The sequence below is a fragment of the Streptomyces mesophilus genome (assembly GCF_011044995.1).
GTDB classification, from domain to species: Bacteria; Actinomycetota; Actinomycetes; order Streptomycetales; family Streptomycetaceae; genus Streptomyces; species Streptomyces mesophilus.
The window spans coordinates 106,808-132,392 of record NZ_JAAKZW010000005.1; the positions used below are offsets into that span (position 1 = coordinate 106,808).

The 25,585-nt window shown below is 68.7% G+C and carries 24 protein-coding genes; 16 read left to right on the top strand and 8 right to left on the bottom strand.

The window, feature by feature from the left end; all coding sequences use genetic code 11:
* The first annotated feature begins 183 nt into the window (after positions 1 to 183).
* Entirely contained in the window at positions 184 to 1,413 is a 1,230-nt protein-coding gene (locus G6045_RS03500) for an RNA-guided endonuclease InsQ/TnpB family protein (protein ID WP_165330270.1), read from the top strand.
* Positions 1,414 to 1,438: 25 nt separating this feature from the next.
* The gene (locus G6045_RS03505) at positions 1,439 to 2,368 is read left to right on the top strand and encodes a TIGR01777 family oxidoreductase (protein WP_328707643.1); all 930 of its coding nucleotides are present in this window, start codon (positions 1,439 to 1,441) and stop codon (positions 2,366 to 2,368) included.
* A gap of 76 nt (positions 2,369 to 2,444) precedes the next feature.
* On the opposite strand, the gene G6045_RS03510 is transcribed toward G6045_RS03505, so the two are convergent.
* Positions 2,445 to 3,413: an AraC-like ligand-binding domain-containing protein gene (locus G6045_RS03510; protein WP_165330272.1), complete on the bottom strand. Its 969-nt coding sequence runs from the start codon at positions 3,411 to 3,413 to the stop codon at positions 2,445 to 2,447.
* Positions 3,414 to 3,674: 261 nt separating this feature from the next.
* Between G6045_RS03510 and G6045_RS03515 the strand changes: the two genes are divergently transcribed.
* Positions 3,675 to 4,163 (top strand): peptidoglycan-binding domain-containing protein, encoded by a 489-nt coding sequence (locus G6045_RS03515; RefSeq protein WP_165330273.1) that lies wholly within the window; start codon positions 3,675 to 3,677, stop codon positions 4,161 to 4,163.
* A gap of 34 nt (positions 4,164 to 4,197) precedes the next feature.
* On the opposite strand, the gene G6045_RS03520 is transcribed toward G6045_RS03515, so the two are convergent.
* The gene (locus G6045_RS03520; RefSeq protein ID WP_165330274.1) at positions 4,198 to 5,370 is read right to left on the bottom strand and encodes an epoxide hydrolase family protein; all 1,173 of its coding nucleotides are present in this window, start codon (positions 5,368 to 5,370) and stop codon (positions 4,198 to 4,200) included.
* Positions 5,371 to 5,474: 104 nt separating this feature from the next.
* Between G6045_RS03520 and G6045_RS03525 the strand changes: the two genes are divergently transcribed.
* The gene (locus tag G6045_RS03525) at positions 5,475 to 6,056 is read left to right on the top strand and encodes a CGNR zinc finger domain-containing protein (protein ID WP_165330275.1); all 582 of its coding nucleotides are present in this window, start codon (positions 5,475 to 5,477) and stop codon (positions 6,054 to 6,056) included.
* A gap of 28 nt (positions 6,057 to 6,084) precedes the next feature.
* Here the strand turns inward: G6045_RS03525 and G6045_RS03530 are convergent, their stop codons facing one another.
* Positions 6,085 to 7,356 (bottom strand): alpha-L-fucosidase, encoded by a 1,272-nt coding sequence (locus G6045_RS03530; protein WP_165330276.1) that lies wholly within the window; start codon positions 7,354 to 7,356, stop codon positions 6,085 to 6,087.
* Positions 7,353 to 7,520, bottom strand: a complete 168-nt coding sequence (locus tag G6045_RS03535; RefSeq protein ID WP_165330277.1) for a hypothetical protein — start codon at positions 7,518 to 7,520, stop codon at positions 7,353 to 7,355. Before G6045_RS03535 ends, G6045_RS03530 begins: the two co-directional genes overlap by 4 nt.
* A gap of 163 nt (positions 7,521 to 7,683) precedes the next feature.
* Between G6045_RS03535 and G6045_RS03540 the strand changes: the two genes are divergently transcribed.
* The 6 genes from G6045_RS03540 (at position 7,684) to G6045_RS03565 (ending at position 17,123) form a co-directional block, all read left to right on the top strand.
* Complete coding sequence (locus G6045_RS03540; protein WP_165330278.1) at positions 7,684 to 8,802, top strand: LacI family DNA-binding transcriptional regulator; 1,119 nt, start codon at positions 7,684 to 7,686, stop codon at positions 8,800 to 8,802.
* Positions 8,803 to 9,077: 275 nt separating this feature from the next.
* Positions 9,078 to 10,058 (top strand): ABC transporter permease, encoded by a 981-nt coding sequence (locus G6045_RS03545; RefSeq protein ID WP_165330279.1) that lies wholly within the window; start codon positions 9,078 to 9,080, stop codon positions 10,056 to 10,058.
* Positions 10,058 to 11,035: a carbohydrate ABC transporter permease gene (locus G6045_RS03550; protein WP_165330280.1), complete on the top strand. Its 978-nt coding sequence runs from the start codon at positions 10,058 to 10,060 to the stop codon at positions 11,033 to 11,035. The genes G6045_RS03545 and G6045_RS03550 overlap by 1 nt, the downstream gene beginning before the upstream one ends.
* A gap of 87 nt (positions 11,036 to 11,122) precedes the next feature.
* Entirely contained in the window at positions 11,123 to 12,799 is a 1,677-nt protein-coding gene (locus G6045_RS03555; RefSeq protein ID WP_165330281.1) for an extracellular solute-binding protein, read from the top strand.
* A 142-nt stretch (positions 12,800 to 12,941) separates the two neighbouring features.
* Positions 12,942 to 15,809 carry a fibronectin type III domain-containing protein gene (locus G6045_RS03560; RefSeq protein WP_165330282.1) on the top strand — a complete coding sequence of 956 codons (2,868 nt, stop codon included), beginning with the start codon at positions 12,942 to 12,944 and terminating at the stop codon, positions 15,807 to 15,809.
* A 117-nt stretch (positions 15,810 to 15,926) separates the two neighbouring features.
* Positions 15,927 to 17,123 (top strand): hypothetical protein, encoded by a 1,197-nt coding sequence (locus G6045_RS03565; RefSeq protein WP_165330283.1) that lies wholly within the window; start codon positions 15,927 to 15,929, stop codon positions 17,121 to 17,123.
* Between the two features lie 51 nt (positions 17,124 to 17,174).
* Here G6045_RS03565 and G6045_RS03570 read toward each other — a convergent pair whose 3' ends face one another.
* Both G6045_RS03570 and G6045_RS03575 read right to left on the bottom strand, forming a co-directional pair.
* Positions 17,175 to 18,446, bottom strand: a complete 1,272-nt coding sequence (locus G6045_RS03570; protein WP_165330284.1) for an alpha-L-fucosidase — start codon at positions 18,444 to 18,446, stop codon at positions 17,175 to 17,177.
* A 78-nt stretch (positions 18,447 to 18,524) separates the two neighbouring features.
* The gene (locus G6045_RS03575; RefSeq protein ID WP_165330285.1) at positions 18,525 to 19,097 is read right to left on the bottom strand and encodes a TetR/AcrR family transcriptional regulator; all 573 of its coding nucleotides are present in this window, start codon (positions 19,095 to 19,097) and stop codon (positions 18,525 to 18,527) included.
* Positions 19,098 to 19,206: 109 nt separating this feature from the next.
* On the opposite strand from G6045_RS03575, the gene G6045_RS03580 reads away from it, so the two are divergent.
* Positions 19,207 to 20,088, top strand: coding sequence for an NAD(P)-dependent oxidoreductase (locus tag G6045_RS03580; RefSeq protein ID WP_165330286.1), 882 nt, complete (start codon positions 19,207 to 19,209; stop codon positions 20,086 to 20,088).
* Between the two features lie 113 nt (positions 20,089 to 20,201).
* On the opposite strand, the gene G6045_RS03585 is transcribed toward G6045_RS03580, so the two are convergent.
* Entirely contained in the window at positions 20,202 to 20,795 is a 594-nt protein-coding gene (locus tag G6045_RS03585; RefSeq protein WP_165330287.1) for an ATP-binding protein, read from the bottom strand.
* A gap of 222 nt (positions 20,796 to 21,017) precedes the next feature.
* Between G6045_RS03585 and G6045_RS03590 the strand changes: the two genes are divergently transcribed.
* Complete coding sequence (locus tag G6045_RS03590; RefSeq protein ID WP_165330288.1) at positions 21,018 to 21,230, top strand: DUF397 domain-containing protein; 213 nt, start codon at positions 21,018 to 21,020, stop codon at positions 21,228 to 21,230.
* A 43-nt stretch (positions 21,231 to 21,273) separates the two neighbouring features.
* Here G6045_RS03590 and G6045_RS03595 read toward each other — a convergent pair whose 3' ends face one another.
* Positions 21,274 to 21,870, bottom strand: coding sequence for a TetR/AcrR family transcriptional regulator (locus G6045_RS03595; RefSeq protein WP_165330289.1), 597 nt, complete (start codon positions 21,868 to 21,870; stop codon positions 21,274 to 21,276).
* Positions 21,871 to 21,962: 92 nt separating this feature from the next.
* Between G6045_RS03595 and G6045_RS03600 the strand changes: the two genes are divergently transcribed.
* From G6045_RS03600 to G6045_RS03615, 4 genes are all read left to right on the top strand, one after another.
* Positions 21,963 to 23,189 (top strand): metal-dependent hydrolase family protein, encoded by a 1,227-nt coding sequence (locus G6045_RS03600; RefSeq protein WP_165330290.1) that lies wholly within the window; start codon positions 21,963 to 21,965, stop codon positions 23,187 to 23,189.
* Complete coding sequence (locus G6045_RS03605) at positions 23,186 to 24,040, top strand: alpha/beta hydrolase (RefSeq protein ID WP_165330291.1); 855 nt, start codon at positions 23,186 to 23,188, stop codon at positions 24,038 to 24,040. Before G6045_RS03600 ends, G6045_RS03605 begins: the two co-directional genes overlap by 4 nt.
* Before the next feature lie 83 nt (positions 24,041 to 24,123).
* Entirely contained in the window at positions 24,124 to 24,741 is a 618-nt protein-coding gene (locus tag G6045_RS03610) for a histidine phosphatase family protein (protein WP_165330292.1), read from the top strand.
* Positions 24,742 to 24,758: 17 nt separating this feature from the next.
* Positions 24,759 to 25,547, top strand: coding sequence for an endo alpha-1,4 polygalactosaminidase (locus G6045_RS03615; RefSeq protein ID WP_328707642.1), 789 nt, complete (start codon positions 24,759 to 24,761; stop codon positions 25,545 to 25,547).
* Positions 25,548 to 25,585 lie beyond the last annotated feature (38 nt).

Here is a 25,585-nt window from a genome sequence, read left to right on the forward strand (position 1 = left end):
TGTTCAACCCCCTCGGTTAGGCTCAGGCCGACACCGAGGGGGTTTTCATGCGCGTTGTCCTTCATGGACACCCCCCGCCTTCAGGCAGGGGAGGAAGCGAAGTTCCCGCGTGAGCGGGGCAGGGAATGCCAGTTCGCCCCTGGGCCGACAAGCGTTGTCAGTGGCTGCAAGTACGTTGCTCGGATGCAGCTTCGCTACTCGTTTCGTCTCGAGCCCACACCGGGTCAGCGCATGGCGCTGGCCAAGGTGTTGGGCTGTGCGCGGGTGGTGTTCAACGACGGTCTGGCGTTGCGCCGCACCGCGTGGGAGACGGACAAGTCCCGCATCGCGATGGGTGAGTTGGCACGTCGGGTGATCACGACAGCGAAGCAGACCCCGGAGCGCGGCTGGCTGGCCGAAGTGTCGGTGGACGCGTTGCAATCCGCGTTGCGCGACCTGGATGCGGCGTACGCGGGGTTTTTCGCGTCCATGACGGGCAAGCGCAAGGGGCCGCGGATCGGTCCGCCCCGGTTCAAGTCGAAGCGGGACCACCGGCAGTCGGTCCGATTCTCGAAGAACGGTTTCCGGCTGCGCGACAACGGTCGGTTGTATCTGGCGAAGATCGGCGACGTGCGGGTGCGCTGGTCCAGGGCTCTGCCGTCGGTGCCGTCGTCGGTGACCGTTGTCCGGGACGCGGCCGGCAGGTTCTTCGCGAGCTTTGTCGTCGAGGTCGCACCGGTAGTGCTGCCCGAGGCAAAGTCCGCGGTCGGGATCGACCTCGGGCTGGGGCACTTCGCCGTTCTGTCGGACGGTACGAAGGTTGACAGTCCACGGTTTCTGCGGCGGGCAGAAAAGCGGCTGAAGAAGGCGCAGCAGAGTCTCAGCCGGAAGGCGAAGGGCTCGAAGAACCGGGCGAAGGCCCGCGTCAGGGTTGCCCGGCTGCATGGCAAGGTCGCCGATGCGCGGCGCGAGTTCCACCACCAGCTCTCTACGAAGGTGATCCGCGAAAACCAAGCGGTCGCCGTGGAGGACCTGGCGGTCAAGGGTCTTGCCCGCACCACGTTGGCGAAGAGCATCCACGACGCCGGGTGGACGCAGTTCGTCGCCATGCTGGAGTACAAGGCCGCTCTGTACGGGCGGACCTTTGTGCGGATCGGCCGGTTCGAGCCCACCAGTCAGGTGTGCTCGACCTGCGGCGTCAAGGACGGCCCCAAACCCCTGAACGTCCGGCACTGGACGTGTCTCGCCTGCGGTGCGTCTCATGACCGGGACGTGAACGCCGCGATCAACATCAAAACGGCCGCCGGGCTGGCGGTGACAGCCTGCGGAGCGCAGATAAGACCGGGACCTGTTCCGGCCCAGCGCGATGAAACAGGAACCCATCCGAAGAGCCGCCCATCCGACGGGCTCAGGCGGGAAATCCCCTCCCACTAGGGATGGGGAGGATGTCAAGCGCGTGGTGATTCCAGGGGGAACCGGGCAGGTCGGCGCGATACTGCGGCGGGCGCTCGAGGCGGCGGGCCATGACGTGGTGGTGCTCAGCCGGCGTCCCGGCGGGCCGGGCGAAGTGGCTTGGGACGGACGGACGACGGGACCGTGGGTCGAGGAGATCGACGGCAGCGACGTCGTGATCAACCTTGCGGGCCGCAGTGTCAGCTGCCGCTACACCGAGGCCAATCTGCGGGCGATGATGGACTCCCGGGTGGATTCCGCGCGGGTGGTCGGTGAGGCGATCGCGGGCGCGCAACGGCCGCCGCGGGTCTGGCTGCAGATGAGTACGGCGACGATCTACGCCCACCGTTTCGATGCCGCCAACGACGAGGCGCAGGGCCTCATCGGCGGCGCCGAGGACGGAGTGCCGGACTACTGGGCGTACAGCGTCGAGATCGCCAAGCGCTGGGAGCAGACCCAGGAGGCGGCCGCGACCCCGTATACGCGGAAGGTCGCGCTGCGCGCCGCCATGGTGATGAGCCCGGACCCAGGCGGCGTCTTCTCGGTGCTGTCGCGGATGGCCAGGCTCGGGCTCGGCGGGCCGGTCGGGGGCGGGCGGCAGTATGTGTCGTGGATCCACGAGCGGGACTTCGTCCGCGCGGTGGAGTTCCTCGTCGAGCGTGAGGACATCGACGGTCCGGTGAACCTGGCCGCGCCGACGCCGCTCCCCCAGCGGGAGTTCATGCGGGAGCTGCGGACCGCTTGGCGGGTGCCGGTGGGGCTGCCGGCGACGAAGGTGATGGCGGAACTCGGCGCGTTCGCGCTGCGCTCGGACACCGAACTGCTGCTCAAGAGCCGCCGGGTGACGCCCGGTCGGCTGCTCGATGCGGGCTTCACGTTCGAGCAGCCCGAGTGGGGTGCGGCGGCCGCTGAGCTGACCGCACGGTCGCGGGCCTGAACGAACCGGCTCATGGAGGGCGTTACAGCGAACCCGCCTGCGGAGATCCTCACTACGAACCGGCCTGCGGAGGTCCTCACGCAGAGGAGCCCGGGCGGTTCTGCTCGCGCCAGTCCCGGGGTGAGATTCCGTAGGCCCGTTTGAACGCCTTGCTGAAGTGGGTCGCGTCCGTGAAGCCCCAGCTCCGTCCGATCGCCGCGATGGTGCGCAGCCGCCCGTTCGGGCCGGCCAGCTCCCGGCGGCAGGCGGCCAGGCGGCGGGTACGGATCCAGTCTCCGAGGCTGATTCCCGAGCGGGCGAGTACGGCGTAGAGGTGCCGTACGGAGATGTCATGCGCGGCGGCTGTCCGCGCCGCCGACAGATCCGGATCGGCCAGATGCCGCTGTATGTACTGCGTGATTCGCAGGCTGAGTGTCGCCTCCAACGGGGCCGCGGCCAGGCTGGAGTTGCTGTGCTGGGTGGTCAGGAGGGCGCGCAGGAGTTCGACGCTGGGTTCGACGACGGTGTGGGCGTGCGCGGCCTGGTGCAGCCGGTCGCTGCCGGCCAGTTGGGAGAAGTAGGTGTAGGCGAGGCCCGCGAGGGGGTTGTCGGATCCCAGGGTGACGGTGCTGGTGTCCCGCAGCAGCCGGTCGGGCAGCGCGAGCAACGCGCGGGGGAAGCGCAGGAAGTGGTGGTCGACTCCCTCGTCGAAGAGCAGTGTGTACGGAGAGATCGACTCGTAGACGGCCAGCTCTCCCGGCTGGAGCACGCACTCGCGGCCGTTCTGCACCACCAGGCTGGTGCCCGTCACCTGAAGGCCGAGGAAGACGGCCGGCTCCTCGTCCTGCCGGGCCAGCCGCTCCGTGCGGCGCACGGTGACCGCGGACGCCCGCGCGGAGCAGAACTTGAGGGGGCCCACGTCGCCGAGCCCTATGCGCACGGAGATGTCCTCGGCCGCGGGACGGTGGTCGATGTCGACCGCCACCAGGGATTCCCACACCGCGCCCCGGACCACTTCCTCACGGTCTCGCGGCGCTATGAACGCAGTGTCCAGGACCGGGCTCATCCAGCAGACCCTCGTTCGGTTCGGTGATCGTCGCCTCAGTCTGCCGGGCGCCTCTCGCACCGCGCAACGGCTTCCCCGACGCTCGCCTGGTCTACTCCCCTGATACGGCGCCGAGTTGACGCCGTGCACTACTGGCCAAGTTCCCTGCACGGACGGCCAAATCCGCAGCCCACGATGACCTTAGAGTCCAGGAGCGAACCCGGATAAAGGGACATCACCGGGTGCGCCGCGGCCTGTCCTCTCAAGGAAGTTGGATCGTTCATGGGAACTCGCAAACTCGCGTCAACCCTTCTCTCCGCGACCATGCTGTCGGTCGGCGTGGTGGCCCTGACACCGACGTCGGCGGCTGCCGCGACCCCCAAGTGCACCCGTCAGGTCGAGATGAAGCCGAGGGCCGGTTACTCGTACTACATGATGATCCCGAAGTCGGCCACCACGGTCAGCTGCTACATGAACAAGGGGACGCAGAACGCTGGAGTCACCGCACTGCAGACGGCGCTCGCGTACTGCTACAACGCCAACAAGGGCATTTACGGTGGATTCTTCGGCCCTGGCGATATCGACGGAATCTACGGGCGCGACACCGAGCTCGCGCTGGAGGACGTGCAGTATTCGCTCTTCCCGCAGGAATCGGACATGCACGACGGGATCTACGGCACGAGGACCGCGGCCGTCCTGAAGTTTCCGTGGCACAACCCGAGCAACGACCGGATCATGGACACGTGCACCAGGCGGGACGGGACCGGCTGACCCAGTGGGGCCTCGCCGGGTCGCCGGTCCGCGTTCACCGATGTGCGGCCAGCACTGCCGCGAGGCCCTCTTGCAGGTCCTTGACGAAATACTCGGGAACCTCAAGGGCCGCGAAATGCCCCCCGCGGTCGGGCTCCGCCCACCGGACGATCTGCCGGTATCGCTCCTGCGCCCAGGGGCGCGGGCACTTCTCGACGTCGCGGGGATACATGGTGAGCGCTGACGGGACGTCGATCCGGAGTTCGGGGTCCAGTGAGTTGTGGCTCTCGTAATAGATGCGGGCCGCCGATGCGCCGGTCCGCGTCAGCCAATACAGGGTGACGTTGTCAAGAATTCTGTCCCTGGAGATCGTCTCGAACGGGCTGTCCTCGGTGTCCGACCACTCGGCGAACTTGTCGAGGATCCAGGCGAGAAGCCCGACCGGGGAGTCGACGAGCGAGTAGCCGATGGTCTGCGGCCTGGTGGCCTGCTGTTTCGCGTACGCGGCGCGGTGGCGCCAGAAGTCGCGGGTCTCCTCGGCCCACTCGCGCTCGCCGGGCGTCAGGCCGTCCGTGGTCAATCCGGGCGGTCCCTCCGCGAACGTGGTGTGGATACCGAGCACGTGCGCTGGGAACCTGCCGCCGAGGACCGTGGTGATGTTGCCGCCCCAGTCGCCGCCGTGGGCTGCGAACGTGTCGTAGCCGAGCCGTCCCATGAGTTCGACCCATGCGGCCGCGATCTTTTCGGTTCCCCAGCCGGTCGTGGCCGGTTTGTCGCTGTAGCCGAAGCCCGGCAGCGACGGGACCACGACGTGGAACGCCGGCGCGTCCGCGTCCTTCGGATCTGCCAGCTCGTCCACCACGTCGACGAACCGGGCGATGCTGTCCGGCCAGCCGTGCGTCAGGAGCAGAGGAGTGGCGTCTGCGCGTGCGGAGCGGCGGTGCAGGAAGTGGATTCCCAGGCCGTCGATGACCGTACGGAACTGGCCGATCCCGTTGAGGCGTTCCTCGAACGCCCGCCAGTTGTAGCCGGTGCGCCAGTAGTCCACGAGATCGACGAGGTCGGCGAGCGGAACGCCTTGTGCCCATCGGCCAGGGCCCGGCGCGGCGCCATGGACCGTCTCGGCCTCCGGCAGTCGCGCGGCCGCCAGTCTCGCGCGCAGATCCTCGAGGTCGGCGTCCGTCGCGTGGGCTTCGAATGCTTGCACGTCGCTGGTGTGACGGGGCATGAGACCTCCTCGGCCGTCGCGGAGCCGGCCGCCAACCATCGCGAACCGGCTTAGACGGTTCTACCACGCCGCTGCCTCGAAATGGAACCTGCTAAGGTGGTTCCATGCCTTCCGAGTTCCCTGACTTCCGCCTCGGCACCGTGCTGGCGACCAGCTTCACGGGGACTTTGTCGGAACGTCACGGCGACTCCGTGGAGCGCATCCCCACACCGCAGCGACTCGTCGACTGGCTTGCGGTGAGCGGCCTGGCCGTGGACTCCTGCACCGCCGCGCAGCTCGAACTCGCCCGGGAACTAAGGGAGTCGATTCATGCCGCCGCGACAGCGGCCGCGATCGACGGCGCTCTCCCCGCGCCTGCCGTCCAGGTCATCAACGACTTCAGCGCCCAGGGGCGGGCCGCCGCGATCCTGACGCCCGAGGGCGAGCGGCAATGGCGGCTCAACCCGGCTTCCCGCGTGGAAGACGCCCTCGGCGTGATCGCCGCCGACGCGATCAGCATCATCGCCGGCGAACGCGACGGAAAACTGGCCTTGTGCGCCTCGCCGACCTGCCGGGCCGCTTTCTTCGATACCAGCCAGAGCCGCACCCGCAAATGGTGCGACATGAACACGTGCGGCAACCGCCAGAAGAAGGCGCGCTTCCACGCCAACCAGCGCAAGAGCCCCAGATCAGCAGGCTCGAACTAGACGCACGCGACAGTCTGCTCGGGTCCGCTCAGCCCTCCCCGCTGCCCGTGTACAGGTCGAGCTCGCCGTCCAGTTCCACGGCGAGAACCGTCGCGTACGGGTCGCTGCGCGTGGGTGCATCGATGCGCACCACACCCGGAACATTGCGGCTGGGAAACCCGCCGACGACGCGATGGGCGAGCTTTTCGCCGGTGCCCAGGACGGAGACGCTCCGCACGGCGTTGCGCAGTCCGCGCAGTTCGACGAATCCCCGCACAGCGTCGAAACAGAAGAGGAAGACGGTGCGGCGGTCCTTCGCGAGGGTGGAAGGCCCGTAGTGGTGGCCGTAGGGCAGGCCGGCCTCGGTGGGGTACACCGCGTCGGCGTTGCAGCGGATCCAGGCGCCCAATCCCTCGAGACAGGCGGCGTGTTCGCGCCGGATGCGCCCCTCGGCCGTCGGGCCGGTGTTCAGGAGCAGATTGCCGCCGTGGCCGATGGTCTCGGCGAAGACACGGACCAGTTCGCGTACGGATTTGTGGGCGGTGTCCTGCGGTTGGTAACCCCACATGTCGCCGATCGTGTAGCACAGCTCCCATGGCCCGCCGGGACGCGCGATGGGCACGCCGAGTTCGGCGGTCGTGTAGTCGCCGTGGCCGAGCATCCGCCCGTTGAGCACGGTGTCCGGCTGCGACCGCAGGATCCCGTCGCGCAGTTCCTTCATCCGCCACTGCCGCTCGTCACGCTCCCAGGCACCGTCGAACCACAGCAGGTCCGGCCCGTAGCCGTCGAGCAGTTCGCGTATCTGGCCACGGTGCACCTCGCGCAGGAACCGCTCCCAGCGTTCCGGCTCCTCCTCACCCGGTGCGGGCATGGAGCGGCGGTTGTCGACCCAGGGCCGGTGCAGGCGCGCGGGGCGCACGCTCGGGTAGTCCGGGTGACTCCAGTCGCTGTGCGAGAAGTACAGGCCGACGCGCAAGTCCTTGGCGCGCATGGCGTCCGCGAACGGGCCGACGAGGTCGCGGGCTGCCGGGGTGCGCCTGACGACGGACAGATCGGTGCAGCGGGTGTCCCACAAGGCCACGCCGTCATGGTGCTTGGTCGTCAGGACCGCGTACCGCGCGCCGGCCCGGCGGAACAGCGCGGCCCAGTCGTCCGGACGGTACCGGTCGGCGGTGAAACCGTTCAGCTGCGCCATATAGCTGTCGTACGGGACATCGCCAGCGTAGAACGACCAGGACTCGGCCACTCCGTCCACCGCGTAGATGCCCCAGTGCACGAAGATGCCGAGCTTGGCCTCGGCGAACCATGGCTGCATGGTCACGCGGTGTGCTCCAGTTCCTCGCGATGCACGGTGATGACATCGGATGTCTCGCAGAGCTCATCGAGACCTGCCTTGTGAACGCCTAGGGCCTCCGCTTCCTCGTCCCGCAGGAAGAGGTCCTGGACAAGCAGCCGAAACGCGAAGGGTCGCGTCAGTGCGGTCATGGCGGGGAACAGTATTGATCGGACGATCGATCGTCAAGATCGAACGATCGATCTTTCGAAAGCGAGCGTGGTGACCGCAGAGTAGGCTTCCACCGTCCGGCCTCCGAGGATTTCGGACCACTGCAAATCAAGCGCCGCCAAGGCAGACCAACAGGGGCACCACGTGAGGTTCACGGTCGACGAGCGCCACCAGCGCATCCTCGAACTCGTCCGCGCGCACGGCACTTTGCGTGTCGCTGAACTCGCCGACCACCTGGGCATCTCCACGGTCACCGCGCGCCGGGACGCCGAGACTCTCGCCTCGGCGGGAAAGCTCGACCGGGTGCGCGGCTCCGTGTCCTGGCCCGGCACCCCGCCGACCGGCGCACGGCGGACCGTGCTCGACCGGACACCCACAGCGGCCGCACCGGGCGACGGTCCGCTGATCGGTCTGCTCGTCCCCCAGCCCCAGCACTACTTCGCGGAGATCATCCGCGGCGTCACCGACGCGGTCCGCGAGGCCGGCGGCCGGCTGATCCTCGGCTTCTCCGCCTACGCGCCGGGCCAGGACGACGCCCAGGCCGCGCGACTACTGGAAGCCGGAGCGGAAGGACTTCTCCTGACCCCCGGCTGGATGTACGACGGCACCGAAGCGGCGGCCTCACAGCTGATCTTCGACGTCCCGGCCGTCCTGCTCGAGCGCCGGCCGGCCGCCGGCACGCAAGCGGCGGAAATGGACCACGTCTGTTCCGACCACTACGCGGGAGCCGGTCTCGCGGTGCGCCACCTGGTCGCCCGCGGACACCGCGACATCGCCCTGCTCAGCGGCCTGAGCGCGCCGGGCACCCAAGTGCGCGCCGGTTATCTCGCCGCGCTGCATTCCGCCGGCATCGAGCAGCCGCCCATCGAGCCGATCGAGCTCTACGTGGGGGCCATCGACCACGACCGGCTGATGCAGGCGGCGAAGCAGCTGCTCGACGCGGTCACCGGCGGCAAGGTCAGCGCCGCCCTCGTGCTCAGCGACGACGACGCGATCGTCCTGCTGCAGATGCTGCGCACCCTGGAGCCGCGCATCGAAGTACCCAAGGACCTGGCGCTCGTTGCGTACGGCGACGATGTGGCGGCCCTGTCCGACCAGCCTCTGACGGCTGTCGCGCCCCCCAAGAACGAGGTGGGGCGGGCTGCCGTGGAGCTGCTGCTGCGGCGCCTGCGGGAGGTGCGCGAAGGTGCGGAGCCCGCGCCCCGGACGCATCTCACCCTGCTGCCCCGGCTGCGGGTGCGGCGCTCGTGCGGCACCGCCTGAAGCACCACCGACACACACGGCTCCGCATCGAAATCGCTGAGTCCTGCATGTTTCGATCGAGATGATCGAAGGATCGAATTTCGATCCCGACCTCTTGACGGCGATCGGAGCGGTCGCCAGTATTCGGATCGTCGCTCAGGGACCGAAATTCATCGGACCTCTGAGGCTGTTCCATCGCCCGACCGCCCGCATCCGAAGTGACGATCCGCGCTGCCCGCGCGGCTCCTCACCCTGCCCGGGCGCACTGCCGGACGGGCGGCGAGAAGGGGAGCGCCATGTCGCTGACGACCAAAGAGCCGGAGCTGCGCCGCGAGGCGCCGGCTCCCGCCGAGCCGGCCGGACCGCCTGACCGCCCCGCCCGGTTGTGGCAACGCCTGCGCCGGGACCGGGCCTTGCTGTTCCTGATGGTGCCGGGTCTGGTCTACTTCGCGGTCTTCCACTACGGCGCACTGTTCGGCAACGTCATCGCGTTCAAGGACTATGTCCCCTTCATCGGCGTCGTCGACAGCCCCTGGGTGGGCTTCGAGAACTTCCAAGTGCTCTTCGAGGACCCGTCGTTCTGGGCGGCGGCCGCGAACACCGTCGGCCTGTCGTTCCTGCAGATCGTGTTCTTCTTCCCGCTGCCACTGGCACTCGCCCTGCTGTTGCACAGCGTCGTCCAGGGCAGGACACGCAAGTTCGTGCAGAGCGTCGTGTACCTGCCGCACTTCATCTCGTGGGTCATCGTCGTCGCGCTGTTCTACCAAGTCATCGGCGGTGACGGCCTGGTGAACGGACTGCTCGGCGGGGGCGACCATCTGATCGACGTGGTGGGCAATCCGGCGGGCTTCGAGCCGCTGATGGTCGCGGAGCTGATCTGGAAGGACTGCGGCTGGGGCACGATCATCTTCCTCGCCGCGCTGCACAACGTCGACGAGGGTCTGTACGAGTCCGCGGCGCTCGACGGCGCGGGACCCTGGCGCAGGTTCTGGCACGTGACGCTGCCGTCGATCCGGCCCGTGGTCATCCTGCTGCTCATCCTGCGCCTCGGCGAAATCCTCACCGTCGGCTTCGAGCAGATCATGCTGCAGCGCGACCAGTTCGGCCCGGACGTCGCCGAAGTGATCGACACCTACGTCTACTTCAACGCCGTCGAGGGCGGCCACTGGGGCGTCTCGGCCGCCGCCGCCCTGTTCAAGGGCGTGATCGCCGGCATCCTCGTCTACCTCGCGAACAAGATCGCCCACCGCATGGGCGAGCAGGGGGTGTACCGCTGATGAGCGACCTCGTCGAAACCCGCGAGGCCCAGGCCGAACCCGTGGACGAACCCGCGCGCACACCAGGTCGCCGCACAGCGCGCAAGGCAGGCAGCGAGCGGCCGGCCTGGAAGGAGAAGCCCCGCGCGATCACCCAGGTCGCGAAGGGAGCCGTTCTGCTCCTGACCGTCGCCATGGTGCTCATCCCCTTCTGGGTGGTGCTCGCCACCAGCCTCGCGCCCGGCCAGCAGATCATCGACAGCGGAGGCTGGGCGCTGTGGCCGGAGAGCTGGACCTTGGACTCGTACAGCAAAGTCCTCTCCAGCGAGGTGACCACCCGCGCGCTCATGGTCTCCGTCGGCGTGACGGTGACCGGCACCCTGTTCAGCCTCGTCTGCACGGTGATGCTCGCCTACGCGCTGGCCCGGCCGGGCGTCGTGGGCGGCAAGCCGGTCATGCTGGTCATCCTGTTCACGTTCCTGTTCCCACCCGGCTTCATCCCGACCTATCTGGTCCTGGACACGCTGGGGCTGATCGACACCTACTGGTCGTTGTTCCTGCCGGTGACGGTCAACGTCTTCAACCTCGTCGTCGTACGCGGCTTCTTCCAGGGCATCCCTGAGGAGTTGTACGAGGCCGCGCGACTCGACGGCGCCGGTGAACTGCGGACCCTCCTGACCATCGTCCTGCCGCTGTCCAAGGCCGTGATCGCGGTGGTCGGTCTGTTCTACGCCGTGGGGTACTGGAACGACTTCTTCCGCGGCGTCATGTACATCAACGACACCTCGATGTTCCCGCTGCAGACCGTTCTGCGCGGCTACGTGAGCCGCGGCGAGGGGCTGGCCAGCGAGATGAGCGTCGAGGGCACCGTCACCCAGGCGCCACAGGCCATGAAGATGGCCGTCGTCATGATCGCGACGATTCCGATCCTGTGCGTGTACCCGTTCATCCAGCGCTACTTCACCAAGGGCGTGCTCACGGGGGCCATCAAGAGCTGACCGCTCACGCCCGCCCCCTTCTTCTGCCGCTCGCCCGCATCAGCCGACTCCCCCGGTCCCGGGGCCCCTTCCCAAGGAAGTCATGTCATGAGCTCTGGAGTTTCCCGCAGATCGGTCCTGCAGGCCGCCGGCATCGGCACCGCGCTCGGCGCGACCGGATTCTCGCTGACCGGCTGCTCTTCGTCCGGTTCCAGCGGACAGAACAAGATCGGCAGCGAAGGCAAGGAGCTCGCGCCGTTCCCCGCGTACGTCCCCTGGACCAAGGGCCCGGCCGCCGACCTCCCGGGCACCGAAGAGGGCGTACAGGCCGCGTACTTGAAGTATCCGGCCGAGCCGGCCGATGCACTCGCCGAAAAGCCCGGAGACGGCTCCAAGGTCACCATCTGGATCTCGTCGTGGAACTCCTCACCGCTGCCACGGGGTAGGAACAAATTCTGGCAGGCCGCCGAGAAGGCCCTCGGCGTCGAGCTCGACGTCACCGTCGTACCGGCGATGGAGTACTCGAAGAAACTCGCCGCGCTCATGGCCAGCGGCGAGATGCCGGACATCATGCAGCTCGTGGCCACGCCCAACGAGGCGCAGTTCGTGCCGGCCAAGTGCCAGGACCTGAGCGAGTTCATCGCCGGTGACGCGGTCAAGAAGTACCCCTACCTGGCGAACATCCCCACGTACGCCTGGAAGTCGTCCGGACGGTACGCCGGCAAGATCTACGGCATCCCGGTCGAGCGGCCGCTCGCCGGCCACGGGCACATCGTGAACAAGGCGAAGTTCAAGGAAGCCGGCCTCCTCGTCCCCGAGATCGGCGGCATCGGCGTCGACGAGTTCACCCAGGGCCTGGAACAGCTCTCGCAGAAGGGGAAGGCGGCGCTCGGCGCGCAGAAGGACGGCGGCTTCGGCTTCAACGCCTGGATGCCCGCCTTCGGCACGCCCAACGTGTGGTCCGTCAAGGACGGCGCGTTCGTCAACTACATCGAGACCGATGAATTCCTTGCCGGTCTCGAACAGATGGTGAAGTGGCAGGGCAAGCGCGTCTACCGACGCGACGCCCTTGCCATCGACGGCCTTCAGGAGAAGACCGAGTTCCTCGGGCAGAAGGTGTTCTCCAAGGTCAACAGCCCGATCGACTTCAAGGGCAACGTCATCGAGGCCAAGGGTCGCTTCGAGATCGACTACGCCCTGCCCTTCAAGCCCTCCAACGGGGCGACTCCCGTGCACTGGCTGGGCGGTGGCATCTACGGCAGCGGCCAGACCGTCCTCAAGAAGGCGCCCAAGGCCCGCATCGAGATGCTCCTTCGCGTCCTCGACGCGCTCGGGGCCCCCTTCGGCACCAAGGAGTGGGAGCTGTTCAACTACGGCGTCGAGGGCACCCACTTCACCCGCGGCAAGGACGGCGGCCCGGTGCCGGCCGAGCTGGCCGTCTCCGGCGGCGACGGCCCCAACATCCTGCCCCTGTACTACCTGTCGGCCGCACCGTCGCCGCTGTACTACCCGGACCAGCCCACCGCGGTGAAGGCCCAGCACGCCTGGCAGTCCCAGGTGGTTCCGATCGGCGTGAAGAGTGCGCACCTCGGGCTGCGCACGGATGCCTGGGCCAGTGCGGAGGAGGCCCTGAACCGGCTGCGCGAAGACGCCATCAAGGACGTCGTCACCGGCCGCAAGAAGCTCTCCGACTGGCCCTCGATCGTCAAGAACCACATGAACAAGGGCGGCAAGCAGGCCGCCGAACAGCTGGCCAAGGAGTACGCGGCGGCGCAGAAGGCCTGACCCACTGAGGCGGGGGCCTTGCCCGACTCCCCGCGGGCAGGACCCCGTTCCCTGTACGCGACACCGCCCCGCCCCAAGGCAGGGTCGATCTCCTCCCCCAGCACCCTCCTGTTCAGTTCGTCTCCCTTCGGAGGAACATTCCGTGTCCAGTTCTGTCCCCCCGCGGCCGACCCGTATCGCGATAGCCGGCGCGGCGATGGCCGGTGCGCTGGCGGTCTGCGTACCGACGCTGCCCGCTTACGCCGCCACTGGCCTGGTGGTCAACGGCGACTTCGAGCAGGTCTCCACCGACGGCTCCATCGTCGGCTGGCCGCAGAGCGAGAACCGGGGCACCGGACGGGCGACCGTAGTGGACGGCGCCGGTCCCGACGGCAGCCGCGCCCTCGCGCTCGACCTCGGCGACCCGGGCGACAAGGCGGCGGTCGGACAGGACATCGCCGTCGCCGACAACACCCGCTTCCAGGCCTACCGGATCACCTTCGACGAGCGTGCCGTGGGACTGTCCGGCTACGGCGGCGACCTGTGGGCCCGCGGCTTCGGGCATGACGCCGTCGTCGGCCGGATCAGCGGTGACACGGGCTGGCGCAAGGCGAGCGCCGTCGTCCTCGCACGACCTGGGGCCAAGGCCGTCAATCTGCTGCTCGCCCTGGAACAGAGCACCGGTCGCATGCTGATCGACAACGTCAGGGTCGAGCGCATCGAGGGCAACGAGGTGGGCGCGAACGTCCAGCCGACCGGTGCCGTCCAGCTGACCTGGCACTTCGCCGCATTGGAAAACGCCCCGGCCGCATACGAAGTGCACCGCTCCACGCGGGCGGACTTCACCCCGGGGACGAAGACCCTGATCGACAGCGTGCCGAACGCGTGGACCGCCGAGGACGCCTCCGCCCGCCCCGGCACCGCGTACACCTACAAGGTCGTGGCACTCGCGGCGGACGGCAGCCGGCTCGCCACCACGTCGCCCGAGACGGTCCGCACGCCCGCCGCCTTCCTCGACGAGCAGCAGACGGATGTCCTCACGGCGACCGACACCGGCCGCGGCGCCCGACTGGCCTGGCGGCTGAAGGCGGGTACGAAGGGTGACGTGACGCTGTACGCGGGCGGCCCCGAAGTCGCCGACGGCAAGCTGCGGCAGGCCCGCAGAGTCGGCACGCACGACGGAATCCGAGGCGGGATCACTCTGTCCGACGGACACCTCAAGGAAGCCACCGGCTTCGCACTCACCGGCAGGGACGGCAAGGTCCTGGCCACCGCGCGGCTCGCCGACCTGCAGCACCCGCGGATGGGCGTCACCCCGGACAAGCTCACGAACATCCGTGCCGCGATCCAGCAGAGCGGCACCCCCAAGTCGACCTACGACAGCCTCGTGAACCGCGTCGCCAAGGGCCTGCCCGCCTACAACTACCGCCCGGGCGAGGCACAGGCGTCCTTGGCGCACGACGCGGCTCTGCTCCACCAGGTCAGCCAGGACCCGGCGTACGCACAGACCGCCTATGACGCGGTCATCGAGTCGGGCCGGACCATGCCGTTCATCAACGGCACCGCCTACGCCGGGGCCGCGCCTCTGGAGACGGCCAACGCGGCGGTGAACCTGGCCACCGCCTACGACTGGGCCTACCCGGCCTGGACCGACGAGCAGCGCACCGAGGCGCAGAAGGTGCTGCAGCGTGTGGCGGCCTACCTGGAGGTCTCCTACCATCCGAACTTCGACCTGCCGGCCAAGCAGAGCAACTGGACCGCGGTCGTGCGCGGCGCCGAGCTGGCGCTGCGGCTGGCCGTGCGCGGCGACGGACCGTTCGACCTCCAGGAGTACCGGATCCCGGTCCTTCTGGACGCGATGGGCCGCCACCTGGACACCGCGTACTCCGACCAGGGCTGGGACCAGGAGGGGATCGACTACTTCGGCTACGGCCTCGGTGTCGGCGGTCCCGGCATCACCGGTTCCATCGACGCGGGCATCGGCGCGCTGAAGGCGAAGTGGCAGCGGCCCGCGTTCGCCAACCTGGTCCTGCACAGCGCCTCCGCACAGGCCGACAACGCCCGGCTGCAGTGGGGTGTCGGCACACCCAACGGTCAAGTGCCCATCCCTGGCCTGATCTTCACCCAGGTGCCGGCCGATCAGCGCGCCGCGTGGCTGTGGCAGTACGAGAGGACGGTCGGCGGCTCGGGCGGAACGTACGGGCTGCTCAACTACCCGTACGGCGTTGCCCCGCAGGATCCCGACGAAGCTCCCACCGCGGTACGTGAGGCACTCCTCGACGACCACGGCGGCTCGTACCTCTTCCGCAACCGTTACCAGGACAAGGACGACGTCCTGGTCGGCGCCCAGAACCGCAACGACAGCCACATCGGCTGGGGCGGCTTCGACACCTTCGCCCTCTCGCTGATCGGCCAGGACGTGACCTGGGCGCGGGGGCCCGCGAAGGACTACGCCAAGCGGGAGTTGTTCTCCAAGCCGCTGATCGACGGCTTCCCGGAGAAGCGCAGCACGGACTCGGTCGCGGGCAAGGGCCGGACCCTGGAGTCACGGGCGTACGAGGGCCAGGGCGGCGGCTTCGTGTCGCTCGACGGGCACCTGAACTACGAGGTGACGCAGGCCCGACGGGATCTCGCGGTCGATCTGCGGCCGGTCGGCGGCGCGGACGCGGTGATCGCCGTCCACGACTCCTTCGCGGACGCGACGACGCACCAGTACACGTGGCAGCTCGCCCCCGAGTCCGGCACGGCGATCACCTTCGGAGTGACCGAGAGCGGAGCGCAGACCTTCCTGTTCCAAAAGGGTGACGGCTACCTCAAGGGCTGGGTCCTCGCCCCCGATGGGGCTCAACTCTCCGTTGACAAGGGCGCGTTCAAGGTGACCAGGAACGGCACGACGGCCGACTTCAAGATCGTGCTCGCCGTCGGCAAGGGCACTCCTCCCGTCGCCACCGCCGACGGGGACGTCCTGACGATCGACGGCACGTCGTACAACCTCGCCGACCTGGTCAGCCACCGGCCCGCCGAGGGCTGACCCAAGACCCCGTGGGAGTCGTCGGTTGCGGAAGCCGACGACTCCCACGGTCACGGATGCACGCCACGGGTCACGGGATCCATGCCGCGGACCCACCCCCACTCACAAGGAGACACAGTGCAAAGACGCATGCTCTCCCCTGCCTCCCGGCTCCTGCGCCGCGCGGTGGTTCTCGTCTCGGGCATCGCCTTGGCGGCCATGACGGTCACCGCCACCGCGGACACCAGGAACGCGGATACGGCCGCCCCACAGGCCACCGCACAAGCCGCCGCGTTCCCGGTGTTCCTCAACGAACGCGGCACGAACCGCCCCACCTTGGAGCAGTACGGCACAACGACACGTTCCACCGTCGTCTACGACGTCTTCGCCTTCACCTGCACCACCACCGCCTGCTACTCCAACGGCGGCGCCCTGCCGTCGCAGGCCACCTATGAGGCGAAGGTCAAGGAGTACATGGGCGCAAACCAGTTCGGCGGCGCCGCAACGGCCCCCGTCGTCCTCGACTTCGAGGCCATCGAGCTCACCCAGGTCCCGACCGGTCAGGCAGCGACCAACGCGTACAACCTCTGGCGCCAGCTGCTGACCTGGACGCGCAACGCCGCCCCGCAGGCCCCGATCTGCCACTACGGCTACGACTGGGAGACCCGCAACCAGGACCTCATCAAGCAGCTCCACACGGACAACCTGCTCAACTGCTTCGCCCCGCGCGCCTACTTCTACGACAACTGGACGCTCGCCGACTGGGACAGCCACCTCGACCGGGCCGTCGCCCGCGACCGCGCGATGGCGCCGACCCACCCCATCTACCCGTACGTGAGCCCGACCGCGTTCAACTCCGAGAGCTATGTGCCCGGCACCACCTGGGCCCACATGTTCGCGGCGGTCAAGGCGAAGACGGACGGCGTCGTCATCTGGGAGCCGAGCGTCCGCGACGCGAACGCCTGCCCCTGGCTGTCCCAGCACAGCTACGAGATGGGCGTCATCACGGGTACGGGCAGCAGCGGTCCGCTCAAGGCCACGGCGACGCTGCCGAGCGGAACCTGCGTCGTGAACCGCGGCACCACCACGAACGTCCCGGTGACGATCACCAACACCTCGGCCGGCACCACCGCGGCCACCCAGATGCAGAGCTTCACCGGAACCTCCGGCTTCTCCGGGAGCTGGAAGTACTGGAACGTGCCCGCCCTTGCCCCCGGCGCGACTTGGAGCACGGAACTGCCCCTGACGATCGCCTCCACCCAGACCGCGGGCACCGCGCTGCTGCATCTGCGCACCGGTCTGAGCGACACCCGCTGGGCCGTAATCGTGAAGTGACGATGCCCGGTGGGTTGTGCCCACTCGCAGGACCTGACCTTCGCGCGAAGGTCAGGTCCTGCCCGTGCCCCGGTACACATCGAGCTCGCCCGCGAGTTCCACGGCCAGCACCGTTGCGTACGGGTCGACGTCGGCTGCTTGTGGTGCGTCGATCCACAGCAGACCCGGGACCTCGTGGAGTCCGCCCGTGACGTGGTGCGCGAGTCCGGTGCCCGTGCCCAGGACGGTGATCTTCTCGACCGGGGTGCGCAGGCCCCGTATGCCGATCGTCTCGCGCGGGGCGTCGAAGCAGGTCAGGTACAAGGTGCGGCGGTCCGCCGAGAGCGTGCTCGGACCGTAGTGGTGCCCTGCGGGCAGGCCGGCCACCGTGCCGTACACCGCCTGGCTGTGGCGCGCGATCCAGTCGCCCAGACCCTCCAGACGCTGCGACTGCTCGGGTGTGATCGTGCCGTCCTCGCGCGGGCCGACGGCGAGCAGCAGATTGCCGCCCATGCCGATCGTCTCGGCGAAGATGCGCACCAGTTGGCGTACCGACTTGTGGTTGTCGTCCCTGTGCTGGAAGCCCCAGGAGTCGTTGACGGTCAGGCACAACTCCCAAGGGCCGTCGGGGGCTTCGACAGGTACGCCCTGCTCAGGAGTCGCATAGTCGCCGTAGCTGAGCATGCGGGCGTTGAGGATCGTTTCGGGGTTGCCCGCGAGGATCTGCTCGGACAGTTCCCGCATCCGCCACTGTTCCTCGCTGCGCTCCCACTCGCCGTCGAACCAGAGCAGGTCGGGGCGGTAGCGGGAGACGAGTTCGCCGACCTGGGCGTCCCGGTAGGCGACGTAGCGCGCCCAGGCCTCAAGGTCCTCGACACCGCCCTCGGGGGTGACGAAACGGTTGGTCCGTACGTCGTCGTTGGGGGCGTCCGGGTGGACCACGCTCGCGTAGTCGGGGTGGTTCCAGTCGGAGTGCGAGTAGTACAGGCCGACCTTGAGGCCTTGTTCGCGCAGGGCCTCGGCATACGGGCCGACGAGATCGCGTCCCGCCGGGGTGCGCTCGACGACGTTCAGCGAGGAGTGCGCAGTGTCCCAGAGAGCCACACCGTCGTGGTGGCGGGCGGTCAGCACCGCGTATTTCGCACCGGCGCGGGCGAACAGCGCGGCCCACGCCTTCGGGTCGTAGGCGGAGGCGGTGAAGCCGTCGAGCTGCTTCATGTACTGCTCGTGCGGCACATCACCGGAGTAGAAGGACCAGGACTCGGCTACGCCGTCGACGGCGTAGATCCCATAGTGGAGGAAGATTCCCAACTTCGCGTCGGAGAACCAGGGTTGCATCGGCATGCCTCGACGCTAGGCGTTCGCGGGCATACGGCGCGTGGGACAGGTTCACCTTCACTGGTCGGTTTTCACCACTTCGCGTTAGACCTCGTACGAGCCGACCAGGCGGGCGAGTTGCCGGCCCGCCACAAGCAGGGGCTCCTCGCTGCGGTTGACCTGGGCGGTGACTTCGGCGCCTTCCAGGGCGCAGATGACCATGGTCCCCAGTTCCCGTGCGCTCTCGGCGGGGAAGCCGCACCGCAGCAGCTTGTCGGCGACCAACTGCTCCCAGCCGCGCAGCGCGTCGGCGCACGCCTGCTGGATCTCCGAGTCGGTGCCGAGCGTCTCCAGGGCAGCCGCCGTGACGGGGCAGCCGTCGGTCCAGCCCGACTCCCGTAGTTCATCGGCGAGTTGCCGCGCGCAGGCCGTCACCGCCTCCGCCGGGTCCTCCTCGCTGTCCAGCGCCTTGCGCAGCAGCGCCGAGAACTCCTCGGTGCTGTGCCGGATCGCGGCGACGGCGACGGTCTCCTTGCCGCCCGGGAAGAAGTGGTAGACGGAGCCGAGGGTGGCCTGCGCCTCCTGGGCGATCTGCTTGATTCCCGTGCCCACATAGCCCTGCCGCTGCAGGAGACGTGCGGCTGCGACGACGATCCGGTCCCGAGTGCTGGTCTGCATGCCACCACCGTAGCCGCTCATTGAGTAGAGCGTTCGTTTTAGAGCTGTGCTACGTTCTCATCACGCTCTGAATAGAGCGATCGTTTTAGTGAGGGGTGGAGATCTCATCATGCGCAGCACCAAGCAGTCGGTCACCGTCATCGGCCTCGGCCCCATGGGGCAGGCCATGACCGGTGCCTTCCTCGACCGCGGATACGACGTCACGGTCTGGAACCGCACCGCGTCACGTGCGGACGAGCTCGTCGCACGCGGGGCGGTGCTCGCGCCGACCGTGGAGAAGGCCCTCGCCGCCAACGAGTTGGTGATCCTCAGCCTGACGGATTACGACGCCATGTACGCCACGCTCGAGCCCGCCGCGGCCGCACTGACCGGCCGGATCCTGGTGAACCTCAGTTCGGACACACCCGAAAAGGCCCGCGCCGCGGCGAGTTGGGCGGCCGAGCGGGGCGCCGTCCAGCTGACCGGCGGTGTCACCGTGCCACCCTCCGGCATCGGTCAGGCGGAATCGTCGACCTTCTACAGCGGCCCGCGCGCGGTCTTCGACGAGCACCGGGCGGCGCTGCAAGTGATCACGGGGCGGACCGACCACCGGGGAGAGGACCCCGGGCTGGCCGCGCTCATGTACCAGATCGGCATGGTCATGTTCTGGACCTCGATGCTGAGTTACTGGCAGGCCGTCGCCCTCGCCGATGCCAACGGCCTGGCAGCGGCGGACATCCTGCCGCACGCGGTGGAGACCGCGAACTCGCTGCCGGGGTTCTTCTCCTTCTACGCCGAGCGCATCGACGCGGGCCGGCACCTCGGCGACGTGGACCGTCTCGCCATGGGGATGGCCAGTGTCGAGCACGTCCTGCACACCAACGCGGACGCGGGAGTCGACACCACGCTGCCGGCCGCGGTCGTCGAGCTGTTCCGGCGCGGCATGGACGCCGGCCACGCAGCGGACAGTTTCTCCTCGGTGGTGGAGCTGATGAAGAAGGCCGAGGCGTAACTGCGCCTGTCCGACGGCCAGTTCACCGCCGGACACGAACCGCAGCGGCCTCAGAGGCTCCCAAGGCCGCCGAGGCCGCCGAAACAAGCTCTACGCCGACGGACCCCCGGAGTTCAGCCGCCCGCAGGCGCCAACTCCGGGGGCCCTTCGACTCCCCAGGAAGGATCGGCGAGCACCAGCCGTGGCGTGGCGCTGCCGGTGAAGACCTCTATCTGGACGAGCAGCGGATCCAGCGTGGCCATGACCGCGGCGGCCGAGCGGCGGCCCGCCCCCGGCCCGGAGAACGCGGCCCAGACCGCCTTGCCGTCGGGCCCGGGCGCCGTCCAGCCCCAGGCGTCCGCGACGGCGTCGACGCGTCGCAGACCGTACGCAGCGGTGCGGCGCGGAAGCGTTTCAGCGGGGTCGAAGACCGCGCACACCACGTCGCTGCCGGATCTCAGCAGGCAGAGCACCACCGGGCAGGGATACGCACCCGGCCCGTCCGCGTCGACGCCGTGCGCGAACGCGTTGGCGACGAGCTCACCGGCGGCCGGCAGGACCCGGGGCGCCAGGGCCCTGCAGCCCCAGCGCTCCAGCGTCGTGACCACGAACTGCCAGGCCACCTTCTCGCTGTCCGCCTCGCTCTCGAGGAGTTGGCTGGCCGTGCCCGCCGTCGCAGCCGCACCCCATGGGTCGAGCAGCGCGGTTGGGTCCGCGGTCGTGGTCACCAGGCCTCCCGAAGCGTCTGAAACGACATCAGAGCAACAATTCCCGGATGACATCCTGATGGTGTGAACTGACGGCTGCAAGCACATCTGCAAGTGCAGCCGTACGCACGTCTGCAAGTACGCCACCGCGCACGGAGGTTCGCGCAGGCAAGTGCAGGCAGGGGACAAGGGGGACGCTTCATGGGTCCGCAACACCGCTCGAAAGTGGCAAGTGACAACGGCATGTCCGCAGCTCTCCTCCCGGATGTGCACTGGCGCAAGAGCGGCCGGAGCAACCCGAACGGCGAATGCGTCGAGCTCGCGGATCTGCCCGACGGCCAGGTCGCGATGCGCAACTCCCGCTTCCCCACGGGCCCTGCTCTCGTCTATACGAGGGCGGAGATCGCCGCCTTCATCCAGGGCGCGAAGGACGGGGACTTCGACGACTTGGCGTAGGCGGCTTCGCCGGGATCAGACCGATCGATGGCGCCCGTGCCCTTCAGCGCTCCGGACGTGATCGCGGAGCGGATCGGCCCTCTCTCATGCGCAGGATCAAGGTGACCGCGTCCTGCGGGCGGGTGCCGGGAGTCAGCAGTTCCTGCAGGAGGAGGCCGCGAATCGCGGCAACGGTGACGGCGGCCACGTCCCGCGCCTCCTTCGCGTCGAGCCCTTCGCGTTCCGCGAGCGAGGCCAGCGTCACGGTCAGGTCGCCTATCGACTCCACGAACTCACGGAAGTCCTCGGGGGCGTACGCGGCCAGACCGACGACGTAGAAGAAGCCGCGGACACGCGACAGCTGCTCCGGCCGGGTGTACGTACGCCAGATCGCCCCGACGAAATCGTCGAAGGTGCCCTCCTCGGCGGCCGCCAAGAGCACCTCGTTGTCACGGGATCGCTGCGCCTTGAGCATGGCGGCCAAGACGCCCGACAGCGACCCGAAGTGGTAGCGCAGCAGGGCGTGGCTGGTCTCGATCCGGGCGGCGACCTCACGGAGCGACATCTCCGGCGGCGGAAGGGCCTCGCCGAAGGCGTCGAGAAGCCGTGCCAGGAGTCGCTCGCTCGCGCTGCCCTTGCGTTCCGAGGTTGACAGGATCACTCCCACAGTTTATCCATTGGAAAAGAAGGCTGGGTGGTTCCGTGTTGCTTCGCACATGGTCGCAGTCAGCTCGCAACGGCGGAGGATCGGCCATGGGACCTGCTCAGGTTGTCGGCGCGGCGGTCATCGACGGATCGGGGCGCGATCCCCGCACCCTCGACATCACCATCGAGCACGGCCGCATCACCCGGCTCGGTGCCGCCGGCGCGCACGGCGAGCGTCTCGATGCCGAGGGATTGACGATGACGCCCGGCCTCATCGACGCTCACGTCCACCTGGGCCTGTCGAGCGCGATCCAGCCGCACTTCTCGTTTCAGATCAGCGCTGCCGAGCTCGCGGCGGACATCTTCGCCACGGCCGGCGCGACGCTCGACGCCGGCTTCACCACCGTTCGCGACACGGGCGGGATCGACGGCGGTGTCGTCACGGCGATCGCGAAGGGCAAGGTCAGAGGGCCGCGCGTCCTGTCCTGCGGACCTGTTCAGTGCCAGATCGGCGGGCACGGCTACTACGGAGCCGCATGGGAACCGACCGAGCTGTGGCGCAGCCACCACATCCCGGGCCTGTGCGCCCTCTCCACGATGTCGGGCAACGCGGACGAGCTGCGGCACAACGTCCGCGAAGCCTTCCGCCGCGGAGCCTCCTTCCTGAAGCTCTGCGTGACCGGCGGAGTGGTGGGCGCACATGATCGACTGACCGACACCCAGTTCACCGTCGAAGAGATCGCTGTTGCCGTTCAGGAAGCCGCGGCACGGAACACCTATGTGACCGTCCACGCCCACAACAACGAGGGCATACGCAATGCGGTCGAGGCCGGGGTGCGCTGTGTCGAGCACGGCACCGCCCTGGACGAATCCACAGCGACCCTGATGGCCGCTCGCGAGGTGGCCCTCGTGCCCACGTTCGCAGTCGTCGAGCAGCTGCTGCACGACACCGCCGGAGCCGGTCTCGCCATCTCGACCCGCGACCGGGCCGAGGGCGTACGCGAGCAGATGGCGAAGGCGCTCGCTGTCGCCAAGCACGCCGGAGTACGGATCGGGCTGGGTTCCGATCTCATCGGCCCGGCCCAGGACCGGCGCGGCACAGAACTCAGCCTGCGCGCAGCCCTCGAGACGCCGATGGAAGCGCTCGTGGCGGCGACCCGCACCAACGCAGAGATCCTCGGCCTGTCCGGCCAGGTGGGTGTCATCGCTCCCGGCGCGCAGGCAGACCTCGTTCTGTGGAACGGCAACCCGCTCGAAGACCCGGAACTGTTCTCCGACCCCACCAACGCCGTCGTGGTCATCCAGGCCGGCGAAATCGTAAAGGAACTCAGATGAGCACCATGTGGCAGGGCTGCCTCCCCCACACCGACTACTTCGAGATGCGCTCCGGCGGTGGGCTCGACTACGGCGTCTGGGTCACCACGCCACCGCGCTACGACCCTGCCACGGCGCCAGCGCCTGTCGTGTACGTGCTCGACGGCAACTGGGCCGTGGGCATGACCGCCCCGCTCATCGTCACGCAACTGGACCCCATGCAGTCGATTCAGCCCTACGTCCAAGTCAGCGTGGGATACGCGGGCCAGGAAGCCGAGCACTGGGACCGGCTCCGTAACCGCGACCTCGTGCCGCCCGGCGAACCCATCGCGAAGGAGTTCATCGATGCGGTGGAGATGGGGGTCGCGGCGGGCACGACGACGCGCGAGCAAGCCGACGCCTACCTCGCCGAACTGAACGACAGCCGCGGGGACATGTTCCTGAACTTCCTCACCGACGACCTGCACCCGCGGATCGCACGCGACTACGGCACAGCCCCGAGCGGTCACGGCCTCTTCGGCTATTCCTACGGCGGACTCTTCAGCCTCTACGCCTGGCTCACCAAGAGCACCTTCTTCGAGAGCATCGGCGCGGGCAGCCCCGGCATCGTCAGCGCAGACAGTCAGGTCTTCGCCCGTCTTGAAGCAATGGGTGACGCCCTGCCCGCCACCAAGCTTCACGTGACCTTCAACGAGCAGGAGATCCTCGGAGACCTGGCGGTCTACCAGAACCTCACGCAGCACACGGCCACGTTCCTGCACCGCCTCACCGCACACGGCGGACCCGTCACCAGCGCACTCATGCACGAGACGCACGTGACCGGGCTGCAGGCATCGTTCCTCAGCTACCTCAGGACCTGCCGCGCCCAGTGAGCGCTGACGCCTCGGAACCGAGCGCCAGGGTTGCGCGTCCTCCCGCGTACGCAATGGATCTTGCAGACAAGGACGCCGCACCCATGACAGCAACCCGCTACCTCTACCTGGCCCGGCACGGCGAGGCGACGCCCGACGAGAGCGGCCTCACCGAGGCGGGCCGTGCCCAGGCCCGGTTGCTGGGCGAACGGCTGCGGGACAAGCCCCTCACCGCGGTGCACCACGGCCCGCTGCCCCGGGCCACCGAGACCGCGCGGCTGATCCGCGAGCAGCTCGGCAGCGTCGACATCCACGCCTCACCGGTGGCCGGCGACTACCTCCCGTATCTGCCCAAGCGCGAGGAACTGCCCGCGGACAGTGCGGACCGCTATCTCTCGTGGCTCGCGCAGTTCCCGGCGGCCGAACGCGAGGACGGGCCCGCGCTCGCGGCGCGGGCCCTCGCGGAGTTCACCGGTCCCATCGAGGGTGACGAGGACCGCCATCAGCTGGTCGTGACGCACAACTTCCTGGTCGGCTGGCTCGTACGGCACGCCCTGGACGCCCCCGACTGGCGCTGGCTCGGCCTCAATCACGCCAACGCGGGGCTCACCGTGATCCGTTATGCACCGGATCGCCCGGCGAATCTGCTCTGCTACAACGACACCCGGCATCTGCCCGAGGAGCTCCGCTGGACCGGGCTCCCCGCGGAGCTGCACATCTGAACGACCGAGGACCGCACGTGCCGCGCACCACCATCGCCCTGCTACTGCTCGCCCTGACCGCCTGCTCCCCCGCCTCCGCCCCGCCGGAGGTCGAGGCCCCTGAGCCCGACGCCGTCTTCGACTACCAGCTCGGCGGCCCGTACGAGCCGGACAAGGAGGTGGCGGCGGTGGCGCGCGACCGCACCGCGAAGCCCGCGCCCGGGCGCTACAACGTCTGTTATGTCAACGCCTTCCAGACCCAGCCGGGCACGTCCATCGACTGGTGGAAGGAGCATCACGACGAGCTGCTGCTGCGCAAGGACGGCGAGCTCGTGATCGACGAGGACTGGGACGAAGCGCTCCTCGACATCTCCACCGAGGACAAGCGCCAGGACCTGATGCGGATCGTCGGACCGTGGCTGGACGGCTGCGCACGCGACGGCTACGACGCGGTGGAGCCCGACAACCTCGACTCCTACACCCGTTCCGACGGGCTCCTGTCCGCCGAGGACGCGGCCGAGTTCGCCCGGCTGCTCGCCGTGCGGGCGCACGGCGAGGGTCTGGCGATCGGGCAGAAGAACACCACCGACCTGCTGCCGAGGAGCGAGAAGATCGGGTTCGACTTCGCGGTCGTCGAGGAGTGCGCGGCGTACGACGAGTGCGAGCCCTTCCGCAAGGCGTACGACAACAGGGTCTTCGCGGTCGAGTACAAGGCGGACGCCTTCGCCCGCGGCTGCCGCCGGTGGGGTGGCGAACTGTCCTTCACACTGCGCGACCTGGACGTACGGCCGCGCGGCGCCAAGGGGTATGTGTTCCGGACCTGTTGACGAGGGCTGCTCACGGGCCCGTGCACGGTTGATGGGGG

Excerpts from the sequence above, each read along its gene's own strand:
- G6045_RS03580 (WP_165330286.1), top strand. The coding sequence starts at position 19,207 with ATGCGCAGCACCAAGCAGTCGGTCACCGTCATCGGCCTCGGCCCCATG.
- G6045_RS03525 (WP_165330275.1), top strand. The coding sequence starts at position 5,475 with ATGCCTTCCGAGTTCCCTGACTTCCGCCTCGGCACCGTGCTGGCGACC.
- G6045_RS03545 (WP_165330279.1), top strand. The coding sequence starts at position 9,078 with ATGTCGCTGACGACCAAAGAGCCGGAGCTGCGCCGCGAGGCGCCGGCT.
- G6045_RS03510 (WP_165330272.1), bottom strand. The coding sequence starts at position 3,413 with ATGAGCCCGGTCCTGGACACTGCGTTCATAGCGCCGCGAGACCGTGAG.
- G6045_RS03610 (WP_165330292.1), top strand. The coding sequence starts at position 24,124 with ATGACAGCAACCCGCTACCTCTACCTGGCCCGGCACGGCGAGGCGACG.
- G6045_RS03570 (WP_165330284.1), bottom strand. The coding sequence starts at position 18,446 with ATGCCGATGCAACCCTGGTTCTCCGACGCGAAGTTGGGAATCTTCCTC.
- G6045_RS03575 (WP_165330285.1), bottom strand. The coding sequence starts at position 19,097 with ATGCAGACCAGCACTCGGGACCGGATCGTCGTCGCAGCCGCACGTCTC.
- G6045_RS03515 (WP_165330273.1), top strand. The coding sequence starts at position 3,675 with ATGGGAACTCGCAAACTCGCGTCAACCCTTCTCTCCGCGACCATGCTG.
- G6045_RS03550 (WP_165330280.1), top strand. The coding sequence starts at position 10,058 with ATGAGCGACCTCGTCGAAACCCGCGAGGCCCAGGCCGAACCCGTGGAC.
- G6045_RS03555 (WP_165330281.1), top strand. The coding sequence starts at position 11,123 with ATGAGCTCTGGAGTTTCCCGCAGATCGGTCCTGCAGGCCGCCGGCATC.
- G6045_RS03520 (WP_165330274.1), bottom strand. The coding sequence starts at position 5,370 with ATGCCCCGTCACACCAGCGACGTGCAAGCATTCGAAGCCCACGCGACG.
- G6045_RS03535 (WP_165330277.1), bottom strand. The coding sequence starts at position 7,520 with ATGACCGCACTGACGCGACCCTTCGCGTTTCGGCTGCTTGTCCAGGAC.
- G6045_RS03605 (WP_165330291.1), top strand. The coding sequence starts at position 23,186 with ATGAGCACCATGTGGCAGGGCTGCCTCCCCCACACCGACTACTTCGAG.
- G6045_RS03590 (WP_165330288.1), top strand. The coding sequence starts at position 21,018 with ATGTCCGCAGCTCTCCTCCCGGATGTGCACTGGCGCAAGAGCGGCCGG.
- G6045_RS03600 (WP_165330290.1), top strand. The coding sequence starts at position 21,963 with ATGGGACCTGCTCAGGTTGTCGGCGCGGCGGTCATCGACGGATCGGGG.
- G6045_RS03500 (WP_165330270.1), top strand. The coding sequence starts at position 184 with ATGCAGCTTCGCTACTCGTTTCGTCTCGAGCCCACACCGGGTCAGCGC.